Annotated in this window: 12 protein-coding genes and 1 pseudogene; 6 read left to right on the top strand and 7 right to left on the bottom strand. The window is 54.1% G+C overall.

Annotated features, from left to right (window positions below):
• Positions 1-2 precede the first annotated feature (2 nt).
• The 5 genes from BCA33_RS00335 to BCA33_RS00315 all read left to right on the top strand — a co-directional run bounded on the left by BCA33_RS00335 (position 3) and on the right by BCA33_RS00315 (position 6457).
• Positions 3-1850 (top strand): extracellular solute-binding protein, encoded by a 1848-nt coding sequence (locus BCA33_RS00335; RefSeq protein WP_071262824.1) that lies wholly within the window; start codon positions 3-5, stop codon positions 1848-1850.
• A 15-nt stretch (positions 1851-1865) separates the two neighbouring features.
• The gene (locus BCA33_RS00330) at positions 1866-2951 is read left to right on the top strand and encodes a microcin C ABC transporter permease YejB (RefSeq protein WP_071262823.1); all 1086 of its coding nucleotides are present in this window, start codon (positions 1866-1868) and stop codon (positions 2949-2951) included.
• A 1-nt stretch (position 2952) separates the two neighbouring features.
• Positions 2953-3978 (top strand): ABC transporter permease, encoded by a 1026-nt coding sequence (locus tag BCA33_RS00325; protein WP_139172841.1) that lies wholly within the window; start codon positions 2953-2955, stop codon positions 3976-3978.
• Positions 3979-3988: 10 nt separating this feature from the next.
• Positions 3989-5605: an ABC transporter ATP-binding protein gene (locus BCA33_RS00320; RefSeq protein WP_071262821.1), complete on the top strand. Its 1617-nt coding sequence runs from the start codon at positions 3989-3991 to the stop codon at positions 5603-5605.
• 66 nt (positions 5606-5671) lie between these two features.
• On the top strand, positions 5672-6457 hold the full coding sequence (locus BCA33_RS00315; protein ID WP_071262819.1) for an enoyl-ACP reductase: 786 nt from the start codon (positions 5672-5674) through the stop codon (positions 6455-6457).
• A 68-nt stretch (positions 6458-6525) separates the two neighbouring features.
• Here the strand turns inward: BCA33_RS00315 and BCA33_RS00310 are convergent, their stop codons facing one another.
• Complete coding sequence (locus BCA33_RS00310; protein WP_071262818.1) at positions 6526-6939, bottom strand: PilZ domain-containing protein; 414 nt, start codon at positions 6937-6939, stop codon at positions 6526-6528.
• Between the two features lie 31 nt (positions 6940-6970).
• Positions 6971-8794 (bottom strand): DUF1631 family protein, encoded by a 1824-nt coding sequence (locus BCA33_RS00305; protein WP_071262817.1) that lies wholly within the window; start codon positions 8792-8794, stop codon positions 6971-6973.
• Between the two features lie 174 nt (positions 8795-8968).
• Between BCA33_RS00305 and BCA33_RS00300 the strand changes: the two genes are divergently transcribed.
• Positions 8969-10045 carry a 3-deoxy-7-phosphoheptulonate synthase gene (locus BCA33_RS00300; RefSeq protein WP_071262816.1) on the top strand — a complete coding sequence of 359 codons (1077 nt, stop codon included), beginning with the start codon at positions 8969-8971 and terminating at the stop codon, positions 10043-10045.
• Positions 10046-10142: 97 nt separating this feature from the next.
• Here the strand turns inward: BCA33_RS00300 and cobA are convergent.
• The 5 genes and pseudogenes from cobA to BCA33_RS00275 all read right to left on the bottom strand — a co-directional run.
• A pseudogene (gene cobA / locus BCA33_RS00295) lies at positions 10143-10901 on the bottom strand (uroporphyrinogen-III C-methyltransferase); the annotation flags it as partial.
• 80 nt (positions 10902-10981) lie between these two features.
• Entirely contained in the window at positions 10982-12256 is a 1275-nt protein-coding gene (gene serS, locus BCA33_RS00290) for a serine--tRNA ligase (RefSeq protein WP_071262814.1), read from the bottom strand.
• A 91-nt stretch (positions 12257-12347) separates the two neighbouring features.
• Positions 12348-13685: a replication-associated recombination protein A gene (locus BCA33_RS00285; RefSeq protein ID WP_071262813.1), complete on the bottom strand. Its 1338-nt coding sequence runs from the start codon at positions 13683-13685 to the stop codon at positions 12348-12350.
• A 1-nt stretch (position 13686) separates the two neighbouring features.
• Positions 13687-14334, bottom strand: a complete 648-nt coding sequence (gene lolA / locus BCA33_RS00280; protein WP_071262812.1) for an outer membrane lipoprotein chaperone LolA — start codon at positions 14332-14334, stop codon at positions 13687-13689.
• A 12-nt stretch (positions 14335-14346) separates the two neighbouring features.
• Positions 14347-16911: a DNA translocase FtsK gene (locus tag BCA33_RS00275; protein ID WP_071262811.1), complete on the bottom strand. Its 2565-nt coding sequence runs from the start codon at positions 16909-16911 to the stop codon at positions 14347-14349.
• Positions 16912-16922 lie beyond the last annotated feature (11 nt).

Here is a 16922-nt window from a genome sequence, read left to right as displayed (position 1 = left end):
CCATGACAATAATACGAACAGTCTCAAGCCTTACAGCGGTTTTTTCACTCTTCGCCTTGCTGGCCGGTTCCGGTATTGTGTCCGCCGCCAGCTCAGCATCTGACGCCCAGGCCCCAACGCCGGGCGCTCAGGCTGTTCACGGTATGGCCATGCACGGGGAGCCAAAATACCCGAAGGGGTTCAGTCACTTCGATTACGTTAACCCCAAGGCTCCCAAGGGTGGCACCCTGAAGATGGCGGTCGTTGCAAACGGCTTTGACTCGTTCAATCCATTCGATATCCGCGGTGTAGCTGCAGCGGGCATCAGCAACTATCTCTACGATACTCTCCTTGAATACTCTGCAGATGAGCCATTTTCCATGTATGGGCTCATTGCAGAGTCGTTGGAAACGCCTGAGGACCGCAGTTATGTGGTTTTCAACCTGAGGGAATCGGCCCGGTTTCAGGATGGCGAACCCATCACCGCAGAAGACGTGAAGTTTTCCTTCGAGATCCTCACCACCAAGGGCCACCCGTTTTACCGGAATTATTATGCCGACGTGAGCAAGGTGACGGTGGAAAACGACCTGCGTATTCGCTTTGACTTTCAGGAAACCAGCAACCGTGAACTGCCTCTGATTCTCGGACAAATACCCATTCTGCCCGCTCACTACTGGGAAAACCGGGAGTTTGGTGAAAATGGCCTTACGCCTCCCGTGGGCAGCGGAGCCTATCGCATAGGCGACTTTGAAGCGGGCCGCTCTGTTGTGTATGAACGGCTAGGGGATTATTGGGCGAAGGACATTGCCGTTCGAAAAGGCAGGTTTAACTTCGACCTAATTCGCTACGATTACTATACCGACGACACAGTTGCGCTGGAGGCATTCAAAGCCGGCAATTTTGATTTCAGAGTAGAAACCTCAGCCAAAAACTGGGCCACGGCCTACACCGGCGATAAGTTCGACGATGGCACCATCATTAAAGAGGCCATCGAGCACCACCGCCCCACTGGCATGCAAGGGTTCGTATTCAACACCCGAAAAGAGGTTTTCAAGGACCCGCGAGTTCGGGAAGCGCTGACCTACGGTTTTGATTTCGAGTGGACGAACAAAAACCTGTTTTATGGCCAGTATTCCCGCACCAACAGTTACTTCGAGAACAGTGAACTGGCTTCTACTGGCCTGCCTTCTGGCCGGGAACTGAGCATACTTGAAAAGTACCGGGATCAGCTGGACGAAGATATTTTCACCAAACCCTTCAAAGCACCCACCACCGACGGCAAGCAAGGCCTTCGTCATAACTTACGAACAGCCATGGGGCTTTTGCGTTCAGCCGGGTACGAGGTTCGCGACGGCAAAATGATTCATACCGAGACCGGCAAACCTCTAAAATTCGAGATTCTGCTGTTCCAGAAAAGCTTTGAAAGAGTTGCGCTACCCTTTAAAAACAACCTGGCCAGGCTTGGCATTGATGTATCCGTGCGCTTGGTAGACAGCAACCAATATGTCCAACGTGTGCGCGAATTCGATTACGACATGATCGCTCAGGTCATCGGCCAGTCCGACTCCCCAGGCAATGAGCAAAGGGAGTACTGGGACTCGTCTACCGTTGATGTAAATGGCTCCCGTAATTACGCCGGGGTGAGTGACCCGGTGGTTGATCAATTGGTGAGATTGGTGATACAGGCCCCAGACCGGGAAGAGCTCGTGCAACGTACCCGCGCCCTCGATAGAGTTTTACTCAATGGCTATTACGTGGTTCCCCATTGGCACCTGGCAAAAGATCGTGTGGCCTACTGGAACTACCTGAAACATCCGAAAACACCACCCAAAAACGGTACCGACCTCGATAACTGGTGGGCTGAGCCCTGAGGAAGCTGCCGCTAAATGGGCATTTATATACTGCGGCGCTTAGCGCTGATAATCCCTACTCTGATCGGCATTCTGCTGCTCAACTTTGTGATCGTACAGGCAGCGCCTGGCGGCCCGGTTGAGCAACTGATTGCAGAAATGGAAGGCCATGGCGGCAGCGCTCTGGCGCGCGCCTCTGGTGGCGACACAGGCGCAGAAGTGTCCAGTGCCTCCAGTGACCGCCGTGGCTCCCGCGGCATTCCTGATGACATGCTGAAAGAAATCGAAGTGATGTATGGCTTCGACAAACCTGCTCACGAGCGTTTCTTCAAAATGCTCAAAGACTACGCCACCTTCAATTTTGGCGACTCGTTTTTTCGCGATAAAAGCGTGACCGAGTTGATCCTCGACAAAATGCCTGTGTCTATCTCTCTGGGCCTCTGGTCCACGTTGGTTATCTACTTTATCTCCATACCTCTGGGTATCCGAAAGGCGGTTTCAGACGGCTCTCGTTTCGATGTATGGAGCAGTTCAGCCATCGTAATCGGCTATGCCATTCCGGGTTTTTTGTTCGCTATTTTGTTGATTGTTCTGTTTGCCGGCGGCAGCTACTTCGATTGGTTTCCACTGCGTGGGCTTACATCTTCCGACTTTGATCAGCTCAACTGGTATCAGAAGGCCGGAGACTATTTTTGGCACCTTGCTTTGCCAGTAACCGCCAACGTGATCGGGGGCTTTGCCACCCTTACTCTGCTTACCAAAAACTCGTTCCTGGACGAAATCGGCAAGCAGTACGTGGTTACAGCAAGAGCCAAAGGCCTAGACGAGAACCAGGTTTTGTACGGCCACGTATTTCGCAACGCCATGCTGATCGTGATTGCCAGTTTACCCGGAGTACTGGTTTCGCTGTTCTTTACGGGTTCATTGTTGATTGAAGTTATTTTCTCCCTGGATGGCCTCGGCCTGTTGGGTTTTGAAGCCGCCTTGAATCGGGATTACCCGGTTATTTTCGGCACTCTCTTCATATTTACCCTGATGGGCTTGGCGCTCAAGCTGATCAGCGACATCACCTACGTGCTGGTGGATCCACGCATCGACTTTGAAAGCCGGGAGGGCGCGTAACGTGAAAGCGCTTACTCCCATTCAACAACGCCGGCTACGAAACTTCCGCAATAACCGCCGCGGCTTCTGGTCGTTGTGGGTGTTCCTGGCCATTTTTGGGCTGACCCTGGTTGCCGAGTTGATCTCCAACGACAAGCCGCTTGTGATTTCCTATCAAGACACGCTGTATTTTCCCGTAGTAGAGAATGTGCCGGAGGAGACCTTTGGCGGCTTTTTGCCTACCAATACGGATTACCGCGACCCATTCATCGCGGACGAAATACTCGCCAATGGCTGGATGATATGGCCGCCCATCCGGTTCAGCTATGACACTATTAACTACGACCTTGATGTGCCCTCGCCTGCACCACCCAGCGCGGAAAACTGGTTGGGCACGGACGATCAGGGCCGAGACGTGGCTGCGCGTGTAATTTACGGCTTCCGTATATCCGTTTTGTTCGGGCTAACCCTTACCATTGCCAGCTGCATCGTTGGGGTGATGGTGGGTGCCATACAGGGCTTTTACGGAGGCAAAATTGATCTGATCGGCCAGCGTTTTATCGAAATCTGGTCGGGCCTGCCGGTTCTATACCTTTTGATTATCCTCTCGGGCATAGTACAGCCGAACTTCTGGTGGCTTCTGGGCATCATGTTGATGTTCAGCTGGATGGGATTAGTGGATGTGGTTCGAGCGGAGTTTTTGAGAGCCCGGAACTTCGAATACGTGAAAGCGGCCCGGGCCCTGGGGCTGGATAACCGGAAGATCATGTTCCGCCACATTCTACCCAACGCCATGGTGGCAACGCTGACCTTTTTGCCATTTATTCTCACTGGCGCCATTACCGCCCTCACCTCCCTGGATTTCCTTGGCTTCGGCTTGCCCACGGGTTCGCCGTCCCTCGGAGAACTGATTGCCCAGGGTAAGGCCAATCTACATGCGCCCTGGTTGGGTATATCGGCATTCGCTTCCCTATCACTGATGCTGACCCTGCTGGTTTTTGTAGGCGAAGCTGTGCGTGATGCCTTCGACCCACGCAAAACCGGATAAGAGAGCTGATATGAGTGAGTTGTTAGAGATAACCAATCTCTCGATCTGCTTCAACCAAGGCCAGAAGGCCGTGGACTCTCTGTCTCTTGCCTTGCAACAGGGCGAAACTCTAGCCCTGGTTGGCGAAAGTGGTTCCGGTAAATCTGTTACCGCGCTCTCTGTATTGCGGCTGTTAGATGAGCGGCATGCCAGCTACCCGGGTGGCGAGATCCGCTACCGTGGAGAAGACCTACTTCAGGCGTCGGAAAAGCGGATGCGTCAGGTGCGCGGGCGGGAAATCAGCATGATTTTCCAAGAGCCCATGACCTCCTTGAATCCGCTGCATAGCGTGGAGAGGCAGATCAGCGAAACTCTGGAGCTTCACAAGGGCATGCGTGGCCCTCAAGCCAGAAAGCGCTGCCTGGAACTGTTGCAACTGGTGGGCATCGAAAACCCGGAAACTCGTCTTGGCGCGTACCCCCACCAACTTTCCGGTGGCCAAAAACAGCGGGTGATGATTGCCATGGCGCTGGCCAACGAGCCAGATTTATTGATCGCTGACGAGCCAACCACGGCCCTGGACGTCACAGTCCAGAAACAGGTATTGGAACTGCTGCAAGATTTGCAGCAGAAACTTGGCATGGCCATTTTGCTCATTACTCACGATCTCACCATCGTGCGCCGCTACGCCAATCGGGTTGCGGTTATGGAACGTGGCAAACTGGTTGAGGAGCAGGAAACGGCTGCCTTATTTGCGTCGCCCAGCCATCCATACACCCGCAAGCTTTTGAATGCAGAGCCGCCCGAAGCCCCTCTAACTCAAGCCAAAAGTGACCAACCATTGCTGAGCGTAAGCAACCTGGATGTGCGGTTTACTACCCGCAAAGGGCTGTTCGGCAAGGTAAAAGAGTATTTTCATGCGGTGAAGCGTGTCAGTTTCACTCTCAATCGCGGCCAAACCCTCGGCATTGTGGGCGAAAGTGGTAGCGGCAAAACCACGATAGGCCACGCGCTCCTCAAACTAACCGCCAGCACTGGCAGTATAGAGTTAGATGGGCAGGAGCTGGCAGGGCTGGATCAAAACGCGTTTCGACCTTGGCGACGCCGGGTTCAGATTGTGTTTCAAGATCCATTTGGTAGCCTAAGCCCACGCATGTCCGTTGCCGAAATTGTTCGGGAAGGGTTGGAAATTCACGATTCTGAAAACCATGAGCAACATGAACAAAAAGTAATTACGGCCCTACTTGATGTGGGCCTGGATCCTGAGGCAAAGCATCGCTACCCGCACGAGTTTTCTGGTGGGCAGCGCCAACGCATCGCCATTGCCCGGGCCTTGGTTCTACAGCCAGATCTTATGATTCTGGATGAGCCCACGTCGGCATTGGATCGCACGGTACAGAAACAGGTAATCGAGCTGCTTCGGGATATTCAGGCACGCTATGGTCTAAGCTATATCTTTATCAGCCACGATCTGGCCGTTGTCCGGGCGCTCAGCCATCAATTACTGGTACTCCAGCAGGGAGAAATTGTGGAATATGGAGAGGCCGCCAAGATCTTCCAGGCGCCGGCTGAACCCTACACACAAGAATTACTTAACGCGGCGTTTTTCTATCATCAGAAAGATGCCACCCTCACTACGACTATTTGAGCGTTACGCCTTCCGGGACACTTCGGGGATAATGCACCAAAATCAGGAACAAAGGGAGAACGACCCATGGGATTACTTACCGGCAAGAAAGCGCTGATTGTTGGCGTAGCCAGCAAACTGTCTATTGCATACGGCATTGCCGACGCCTTTGCCCGCGAAGGCGCGGAACTGGCCTTCACTTACCAGAATGAAAAGCTTCAGCCAAGGGTAGAAAAATTCGCCGCAGGATGGGGTAGCGAACTGACCTTCCCTTGCGACGTGGCCAGTGATGAAGAAATCGAAAACGTATTTAAAGAACTGGGCAAGCACTGGGACAACATCGACATCATCGTTCACGCCGTTGGCTTTGCGCCGGGGCATGAACTAGACGGCAACTATGTGGATGCGACAACCCGCGAAGGCTTCCGGATTGCCCACGATATAAGCTCCTACAGTTTTGTCGCCCTGGCCAAGGGCGCACGGTCTATGATGCATGAGGGCAGCTCTCTGCTCACGCTGAGCTATCTAGGTGCCGAGAAAGTGCTTCAGAACTACAACGTGATGGGTCTTGCCAAAGCCTCGCTGGAATCCAACGTGCGCTACATGGCTGCAAGCCTGGGCCGTGAGGGTATCCGGGTTAACGGTATTTCTGCAGGGCCAATCAGGACCTTAGCGGCTTCTGGCATCAAGAGCTTCCGCAAAATGCTCGCCGAAAACGCCAGGCGCGCTCCGTTACGCCGGAATGTGACCACAGATGAAGTGGGCAACGCGGCCGCCTTCCTGGCGTCTGATATGGCCAGCGGTATTACGGGTGAGATTATGTACGTGGATGCCGGGTTCAATATCACCGGCATGGGCGAACTGGAAGATTAAATTTCGAATATTCAAGCAGCATGCAAAGAGCCAGCATAACGCTGGCTTTTTGCTATCTAACGAACTAATTAGGGGATTTCCATAGCGCTCGCGACAGCGTCCGTCCATTCCACATAGGCCGTCTGATCTGATTCGACGATACTGACTCCTACCAAGTAGTCCTCCTCATCTTGGGAACACCAGACAACCTCCACGGTCAGAACAAACACTTCTGCCTGATGCCCCAACGTAACAGATGCTGGAAACAGAGCACCGATTGCGAGGTATTCCGCAGAAATCAGACAAAGCCCACAGACAGAAATGTCACGTATGCCACACACCAGTGCCCGCCCGGATGAGCTGGGTACGCCTTCAGATGCCGGGTATTCTGCCTCCAGTTGCAACGTGATTCGTGCGCGGGCCGTCAAGCGATACTGCATGCGGCTGTCTTGCCCAACAGCCGGTTCGTCCTTTGTTCCAAACGTGTAGTCAGTGTCTTTCATTATTATTCCTGGCTTCTTGTGTACAGCCGGCTCAGTGTCGTCCGACACGAATACGGCCGACCACTCTACTTAGCGTGTCATCGAACTCAGCAGCGCCACCCAGAACCCGAATCCGCTCCTCCACAAGACCCAACACCAGCTCATCTTCCAGAAATTCCCGGCGGTTGAGCCCCAACCGATCCACAAATATCAGCTTTCGCGAAGCATTGGTTCGAACGGCGAGCTTGAGCCGTGTGGCTTCGCTTTCCGGCCGCTCGGCATTCACCAAAATCCAGCCACCCAGGTTTATCGCGGTTACCTGCTTTTGTGCCAGCAGTGTTTTTTGCGTATACAGCTGTTCCTGCTCCGCTTGTTCATCTGCTAATCGCTGATCTTCTAACTCCTGGCGCTGGCGCTCCAGCAATGCCAACCGCTCAGCTTCCTGTTGCTTGCGTTTGAGCTCGGCGGCCTGATTCTCTTTTCGCAGGGCATCAGCGCGGGCCTTGGCGGCTTCAGCGGCCTTCTCGCGCTGTTTACGCTGCTTCTCGCAGGCCACTGCAAGTACGTGAACGGTTTCTTCAAGCACCTCACCAAAGGGCGTGAGGGCCGGTAGCGGGCGAATGCTCCCCGCATCCCGTGACTGACAGAATGCTTGCCAAGGCTGTAGACCAAGTTTTACACCTGTGCCGTTTGTCCAGAGGATTTCTGCCGTGTCTTCAAGAAACGCACAGAAGAAACGACGCTGCTCAGCTGCGCCCTCACCTTCAACAAACCACTGTTCCTCGTATGGCTTGAATTCTTTGTGCGGGGGCGCCTCAAAACTGAGCCAGGCCGGGTTCCATGGGAAACTGTGATCGTCTGGCAGCGCATCGGTCAATTCAGGGGTTTCGCCACGCAATCTGGACATCATCACGGCCCCAATGCCAGCTAGGGCATTAGGTGTAAGAGGATGTTCGAAAACGCGGCTCCACACATCTACAAGCCTGTCACCTATTTGCTCACCCACATGGTACAAACGATCTCTGTCGTTGTCTGAGAGGGCCGGATCGCCTATCCAAACCAGCCATTCCAGCAACTTGCTGCCATGCCGGCAGGTTTCACCATTAATGCCAGAATCCCAAACTGCCTGCTTGAGCAACCTTTGCCAATGATCAAAAATAAAGTGCAATACGGGTTGTGGCAACTTTCGCCCCTGCAGCGCCCGCCCAATCAGCGCCCTTGAAGTCTGGTCGGAGCGCCGTTGACGTGCTGCGCCCCGCTCGGTTTCCTGCAGCCGTTGGCGAAGCTTTCCGGTTTGGGCATTTCGCCTGGCTGAGTCTTCCTGCCATTGACTACAAAATGCATCTACAGCAGAGCTGGCGCCAGAATTGAAACTTGCAGAAACCGCGACAACCAATGCATCCAGCTGATCGAGCAGTGCTTTGGATGAACGCCCGCCAGAATCACTCCAGCCACGCCACTCCTGAAAGCTGTCCAACCAGTTCAGTAATAGATCGCTGAAGGCCAGGTTGCCCTCAAGATTCATGCGCCACGCCAGATAAAATCGCAACCGGGCAATGCGTAAGGCCAGCGCCGTATGCAGGCCACTGGTTTTGAGGAAGACATCCATAATACGATCGGCCACATAGGCCGCATTAATCTGACGCACAGACCAGTCAAGATGCACAGACCGAAGAACATGGGTTACCCGCTCGTTTCGCTGTTCTGTCCAGCATGAAAACAGCAAAGCTTGCCAATCGTTTGTGGTTTCTGGCGACAGCTTTCCGGCAGGATAAGGAAGGTCGGGGACACGGATACCGGCAAGCACATCATCAATTTTTTCGGCAACCGCCTTCCGCGAGGCCACCTGGTGCGACTTCGGCCTGTTTTGTGACATCCATTCCCCGTGCTCAAGAAGCGTTGAAAAGGCCCAGTAAATAAAGCAGTATAACTAACTCGCCGGGGTTGACCACAACCGGATCCGGCGCTATTCGCGTTAATCTGCGGTCCTGCTGGAATATTGCACAGTACAGCCGGGCGGCAACGAAAAGAATCGGGGAAACAGCAAAACATGTCCGGCAATAAACTTGAAGATCTGAACGTGGCGAGCCAGGAAACACTGATTACCCCTGAAAAGCTCAAACAGGATATGCCGCTCGTTGGCAACGCTGCGCAAACCGTTACGAATGGCCGCCAGGCGATTTACGACATTATTGACGGTAAAGACCACCGCTTGTTCCTGGTGGTAGGCCCTTGCTCTATTCACGATGTTGACGCAGCACGGGATTACGCCTCCCGCCTCAAAAAACTGGCAGACGAAGTCAGCGACACGCTACTCATTGTTATGCGTGTGTATTTTGAAAAGCCGCGAACAACGGTTGGCTGGAAAGGCCTGATCAACGACCCGCACTTGAACGACACTTTTGATATTGAGCGAGGCCTGCATATAGGTCGCCGCCTTCTGCTCGACATCAACGAACTTGGGCTGCCGGTTGCAACCGAGGCTCTGGATCCGATTTCGCCCCAGTATCTTCAGGATTCCATTGCCTGGTCGGCAATTGGTGCCCGCACCACAGAATCCCAGACTCACCGTGAGATGAGCAGCGGCCTTTCAATGGCCATCGGCTTCAAAAATGGTACCGATGGCAGCCTTGATGTTGCCGTGAATGCCATGAAATCTGTTTCTTATTCGCACAACTTCCTGGGCATCGACCAGCAAGGTCAGGTTGCGATCATCCGCACCAAAGGCAACCAATACGGTCATGTGGTTCTGCGCGGAGGCGGAGGCAAACCCAATTACGATTCAGTCAACGTAACGCTTTGCGAACAAGCCCTCGATAAAGCCGGGTTGCGCAAATCCATCATGGTTGACTGCAGCCACGCCAATTCGAGCAAAGACCCTGCCATTCAGCCAATGGTGATGCAGGACGTTAGCCATCAGATTCTTGAAGGCAACACGTCTATCCAGAGCCTGATGATTGAAAGTAATATCAACTGGGGCAACCAGTCTATTCCGGAAAATCTGGCAGATCTGAAGTATGGCGTGTCAGTGACCGATGCCTGCATTGACTGGGACACGACAGAAAAAGCCATCCGTGACATGCGCAATAAGCTGAAAGACGTTCTGCCAAAGCGCACCGCCGTCTAAGCTTTACGATGAATGCGTGTAGTCAGCCCAAGGCCACTACACAAAAAAACGGGGAGCTCTCAAAGCTCCCCGTTTTTGGTTATGTTCTAGCGTGTTCTCAGGCCGACAAGGTTGGCAACCCCCCAACCCAATCTAACCGATCTCGCAGCGAAACCACATGGCCAACAATGACCAATGTTGGCGCCTGCACCTTTTCTTCCTTTACCCGCTGCACAATCGTTTCGAGATTTCCGGTAACCACGTGCTGCTCCCGAGTGGTGCCCTTGGAAATCAGAGCAACCGGCATGTCCGGGGCCATGCCGTGCAACACCAACTGTTCGCAGATAATCGGCAAACCAACCAACCCCATATAAAATACCAGTGTCTGGTTGTTCTGTACAAAGTCTTTCCAGGGCAAGTCGCAGGTATCGTTTTTTAGATGGCCAGTTACAAAGCGCACCGACTGGGCGTAATCACGGTGGGTCAGAGGAATGCCCGCATAGGCCGCACAGCCAGAGGCCGCTGTAATGCCAGGTACAACCTGAAACCGAACACCGGCAGCCGCCAAGGTTTCGATCTCCTCACCACCACGGCCAAATATAAACGGATCTCCACCCTTGAGCCGAACAACCCGATAACCCTCTTTTGCCAGATCGACCAACCTCTGGTTGATCTGATCTTGCGGCACCGCGTGATTAGCTCGCTGTTTACCCACGTGGATCATTTCAGCGGTATCCGGAATGAGCGCAAGAATCTCTGGTGACACCAGCCGGTCGTAGAGCACAACTTCCGCCGACGAAATAAGTCGCCAGGCTTTCAGCGTGAGCAATTCCGGATCCCCGGGCCCTGCGCCCACCAGAGCGACTTCACCGGCGGAACTGTTCGGGTTCGAGGTAACCGGGTTGGCCTTGTAGCGAACCGGAGCAGGCCTTGCGCCTTTTAGTAGGGGCTGGTCTGTCATTGAATGCGCTCAACGCCGCCCATGTAGGGCTTGAGTACTTGAGGTACAAGAATGCTGCCATCAGCTTGCTGATAATTTTCCATAACCGCAATCAGCGCGCGACCTACCGCCAGACCGGAACCGTTCAACGTATGAACTGGCTCAGGCTTACCGGTTTCCGGGTTGCGCCAGCGAGCGTGCATACGCCGAGCCTGGAAATCGCGGGCATTGGAGCAGGATGAAATTTCACGGTACTTGCTCTGTCCCGGCAACCACACTTCAATATCGTAGGTTTTTGCGGCAGAAAAGCCCATGTCGCCGCCGCACAACGCAACCAGCCGATAAGGGAGTTCGAGCAACTGGAGCACTTTTTCCGCATGGCCAGTCAATGCTTCCAGCGCAGCCTCGGAATCTTCCGGGCGAACCACCTGCACCAGCTCAACCTTGTCGAACTGGTGTTGGCGGATCATGCCGCGGGTATCGCGACCGTAGGAGCCAGCTTCACTGCGGAAGCACGGGGTATGACATACCATTTTCAAGGGCAGTTCGGCTGCATCGAGAATCGAATCTGAAACCAGATTGGTAACCGGAACTTCCGCCGTAGGAATCAAGTAAAGCGGATGCTCTCCCTGCATCTTGAACAAATCTGCTTCAAACTTAGGCAGTTGTCCCGTGCCGTAAAGCGCCTGTGCGTTAACCAGGTAAGGCACATAGGTTTCAGAATAACCGTGCTCACCGGTGTGCAGGTTAAGCATAAACTGCGCAAGCGCGCGATGCAGGCGCGCCACTGGCCCGCGCATTACCGCAAACCGGGAGTGGGCAAGCCGCGTCGCGGTTTCGAAATCCAGGCCGCCGAGCTCGTCGCCCAAGGCCACATGATCCTTGGGTTCAAAATCAAAGACTTTTGGTGTGCCCCACGTGCGAACCTCAACGTTGTCTTCTTCGCTGTCGCCGGTGGTGACATCTTCATCCGGAAGGTTCGGAATCCCCGCCAGAAAGCTATTGAGCTCTTCCTGCAAAGTGCGTAACTCTTCCTCGGCTTCGGACTTGCGGGATTTAAGGCTATCTACTTCATCCAGCAAAGGCTGAATGTCTTCGCCTGCCGCCTTGGCTTTGCCGATCAATTTCGACTTTTTGTTTTGCTCGCCCTGCAAGGTCTCCGTACTTACCTGAACGGCCCGGCGGCGCTCTTCAAGTTGCTCAAAGGCGGCCACGTCAAATACGAAATTCTTAATGGCGAGCCGACGGGCGATCTCTTCAGTCTGGTTACGGACGAGTTTGGGGTCGAGCATGGTTATCCTGGATTTTCCGGTTTGCGATGTATGTAGATTGGTTAGCCATTATACCTGTGCCGGCGCTGGTGGCTACCGCCGGCTAAAAAGCTCAGGTATGGCGTTTTCTGGGGCTTTGTTCATTGAGGGCATCAAGCCTCTGGCGTTTTTCGGAAAGTTTGATTTCCAGGCCACGGTTGACTGGCTCATAGTACCTACGGGTGTGGATGGCCTCCGGCAGATAGGATTCGCCTGCGGCGAACGCATCCGGCTCATGGTGGGCATAGCGATAGGATTCGCCGTGCCCCATGCTTTTCAAAAGTTTGGTGGGGGCATTGCGAAGATGCACAGGAACCTCGTAATCCGGATCCTGTTTTATGTCTGCCATACACTGGTTGAATGCCTTGTATACAGCGTCGCTTTTAGGCGAAAGGGCAAGGTAAGTCACCGCCTGTGCCAGCGCCAGCTCCCCTTCCGGGCTCCCCAGGCGCTCTTGGGCGTCCCAGGCATCTTTACTTAGCTGCAAGGCACGGGGATCGGCATTGCCTATATCTTCGCTCGCAATACGCACCAGGCGACGGGCGACATACAAAGGATCGCACCCCCCATCAAGCATTCGGCATAACCAGTACAGCGCGCCATCTGGGTCTGAGCCCCTTACGGATTTGTGCAGTGCTGAAATCTGATCGTAGAAAACGTCTCCGCCCTTATCAAAACGGCGCAAACTGGTTTGCATCACCTGCTCAAGTTGCTCTGCGGTAACCCGGTTTTTGCCATCGCTATCCGGCTCCGCCAAATCAGCAGAAATCTCCAGAATATTCAGGGCACGCCGGGCATCACCGCCGGAGGCCGATGCCATTACGCTTAGCACCTCGTCTGACACCGCGAGCTGACCACTAAAGCCTTCTTCTGAGGCCAGAGCCCGCCCTAACAACCGCAGAATGTCAGGCTCTTCGAGATTTTTCAGGACATAAACACGAGTGCGGGAAAGCAGAGCGCTGTTAAGCTCGAAGGAGGGGTTTTCTGTGGTGGCACCGACGAAGATGAAGGTGCCGTCTTCGATATGGGGAAGAAATGCGTCTTGCTGGCTTTTGTTGAACCGGTGGACTTCGTCCACAAACAAGAGCGTATCCTGGCCTTGGGACAGCTTGCGATTACGAGCTCGCTCAACAATCGCACGGATATCTTTTACGCCGCTAAGCACTGCAGACACAGTTTCAAAACTAAGGTCGCCAACACTCGCCAGCAGCCGTGCGAAGGTGGTTTTGCCAACCCCCGGCGGCCCCCAAAGAATCATGGAGTGCAACTGCCCCTGCTCCACGGCTCTGCGCAGTGGTTTCCCTGGCCCCACAAGGTGCATCTGCCCCACGTAGTCATCCAGGGATTCCGGGCGCATGCGTGCCGCTAGAGGTCGGAACCCGACCTCCTCAGTGAACAGGCTGTTTTGCACTTCAGCTCGCGTCCCGGATTATGTCAACGTCCCCCGGATACTCAAGCGTAAACGCACTCTTGTCGACGGTTTCGTTAAGCTGAATGTGGTCAAAGCTCAGCACGCTGAGCTGCGACAGGGAATCCTGCATACGCATTTCCTGCAGTTCATTCTTGAAAAACTTTAACTGCAAGGATACAAACAGCGAATCTTCGCTTTTGGGCTCAAGGGTGAATTCCCGGACATCGTCGCTGACTTGGCGACTAGACACCCGGTAAGTCTCCTCCAGGTTGCCTACCTCACCACTTAGCAGCAATGCAGGCGTGGACTGAACCCGATCGTCCAGTTTATGTACGGTAACCTGTTCCAGGTCAGGGTCATAAACTTCCACTTTATCTCCATCGCTTACAATAAACTGCGACATGGGCGCGTGGGTTTCCCAGTAAAACAGACCCGGCCTTTTTGCTTTCAGGGAGCCACGGGTTTCCTGCACTTTGCCGCCGTTCTCATTTACCACAATTTGAATAAAGTCGGCCTGGTAGGTTTCATAGCTTGTCAGTACGGAGGCCAGTTCATCCGCCGAACCGTCTTTGTCGGCGGCCATTAATGAGCTGCTAAATAAAAGCGCTACAGCCACTGCGAACATGGGCTTTATGGAAAATTTCTGCATAAAATACAACTCCTAATCTCTCGGTGGGGGCGGCGCCAAAACTTCACGGCCACCGTTGTGGCCAGCCGCACTGACAACACCCGATGCTTCCATGGCCTCAACAATGTTGGCCGCCCGGTTATAACCTATCTTGAATTTTCGTTGTACGGAGGATATCGACACCCGCCGCCCTTCTGTTACAAAGGCTACGGCTTCATCAAACAACGCATCACCCTCGTTATCGCCGCCCTCAGTTAAGGTCGGCACGCCTGGCAGATGCTCACCTTCTGCACCGTTAAGCACATCATCCACATAAACCGGCTCACCCCTGGCCTTCCAGGCACTGACAACGCGGTGAACCTCGTCATCATCGACAAACGCACCATGAACCCGTACAGGGAGCCCAGAGCCAGGCGGCAGATACAACATGTCGCCATGGCCCAGAAGCTGTTCCGCGCCACCCTGATCCAGCACTGTGCGCGAATCAATTTTGGATGACACCTGGAACGACATACGGGTGGGAATGTTGGCTTTGATCAGGCCAGTAATTACATCCACAGAAGGCCGCTGGGTTGCCAGGATCAGGTGAATACCGGCCGCCCTCGCCTTCTGGGCAATTCGCGCGATCAGTTCTTCCACTTTTTTACCGACAATCATCATCATGTCGGCAAATTCATCAATAACGACCACGATGAACGGTAAATGCTCGAGTTCCGGGCGCTCTTGCTCGTCGTTGGCCAGATATTCGTCTGGCTTCCAAAATGGATCGAGAAGCGGCTCGCCGGCCTCTGCCGCGTCTTTAACCTTGCGATTGTAGCCAGCAAGGTTTCGAACACCCAAGGTCGCCAACAAACGGTACCTGCGTTCCATTTCCGCTACGCACCAGCGAAGTGCATTTGCGGCCTCTTTCATATCGGTAACAACCGGTGCCAGCAAGTGCGGAATGCCATCGTAGATACTGAGTTCCAGCATCTTGGGGTCGACCATAATGAAGCGAACTTCGTCTGGCCCTGCCTTCAACAACATGCTGATCAGCATGGCGTTAACACCCACCGACTTACCAGAGCCAGTGGTGCCGGCAACCAGCAGGTGAGGCATTTTCGAGAGATTAGCAACCATGGGGTTGCCGCCGATGTCGTTGCCCAGGGCCATGGTAAGTGCCGAACTGGATTCACTGAATACTCTTGCGCTGAGTACTTCGCTGAGGCGCACGATTTCCCGTTTTTCGTTGGGAATTTCTATACCTACCACAGACTTGCCCGGGATAACCTCCACAACCCTGACGCTAAGCACGGCAAGTGAGCGAGCCAGATCTTTGGCGAGGTTGGAAATCTTGCTGACCTTCACGCCGGCAGCGGGCTTGATCTCGAAACGAGTGATTACCGGGCCCGGATTCACCTCAACCACTTCAACAGACACGCCAAAATCGCCCAGCTTTTCCTCAAGCAGGCGGGACATGTGCTCAAGGGCTTCTTCTGAGTAGCCGCTTTCTTTGTGCTCTTCGGGAGGATCAAGGAGCGAAATAGGCGGAATCGGGCTTTCGATATCCTCAAGCAGAGAAGATTGTGTACTTTTCCCGTTAGTCGCCTGGGGCCTTTGATCATCCTTCTTGAACGGCGATATTTTCAACGATCGTCCGCCCACCGAAGCAGGTTTGGGCTTGTCCGGGGCTGGCGACGGCTTGCTGGTTTTAACCGGCGCTTCATCGCGGGAACTGAAACTTTCCAACCTTGCGGGTTCCGCCTCTTCAGCGGCGGAGAAACCTTCAAGGCCGGGCTCCATCCGCTCACCCACAGATGTTTGTGGGCTGGCTGCCTTGCGCGGACCAAAGCCTGGAATCTTGTGCCACCAACGGGGCCGAGGTTCATCGTGTTCAGCTGGCGCGGGCGGTTTTTTAAAAGATTCGGTTTTCGCCACTGAGGTAGGCGTATTCTCTGGGGTCGACTCTGCTTTGTCAGAGCTCACGAGCTTTTTCAGGGCTTGCCCCAAGCGCAACGTTAACCCACCCAGCTGATCCATGAGCCAGAACCAGGACAGCCCGACCGTAACCGTTAAAGCAAAGAGGAATATCGCTATCAGTAGCAAGGTGGTTGCGGGCAAGTTAAAAAAGCGCACCATGGCATCGGCAACAGCGGTCCCAAGCACCCCGCCAGACGAGGCAGCCAAGCCAAATACTGAATACAGCGAAAGAAGGCTGGTGGCGGAAAGCAGAATCAGCAAAAACCCGCCAAACCGCATCATGAACAAGGGCCAGTGCAAATCCAGAGGTTCGTTTCGGAGGCGGATTAACATAATGGCGTAACCCGCCACCATCATTGGAAACAGATAGGCCACATGACCGAAGAAATCCATTAGCAGGCTTGCCAGCCAGGCGCCAGAACGGCCAGCCGAGTTAAGCACGTTGGTATCATGCCCTATGCTGGCCCAGCCGGGGTCTGCAGGGTTAAACGTTACAAGAGCCATGGACAGGTAAATGCATAGGGCAATGAGCCCGATCACCGCTCCTTCACGCGCACCCTGCGCGGCCAGGCGACGAAAGCGCAGCTGCTTCTCAGACAGTTCTTGTGATGATTTCTTCGCTTTTGCAGATTCGGCCATGAATGCTCAAA

It is taken from the genome of Marinobacter sp. AC-23, assembly GCF_001858325.1.
GTDB lineage: Bacteria > Pseudomonadota > Gammaproteobacteria > Pseudomonadales > Oleiphilaceae > Marinobacter.
Note: the sequence above shows the minus strand (reverse complement) of the source record. Positions and strands in the feature narration are given on the sequence as shown.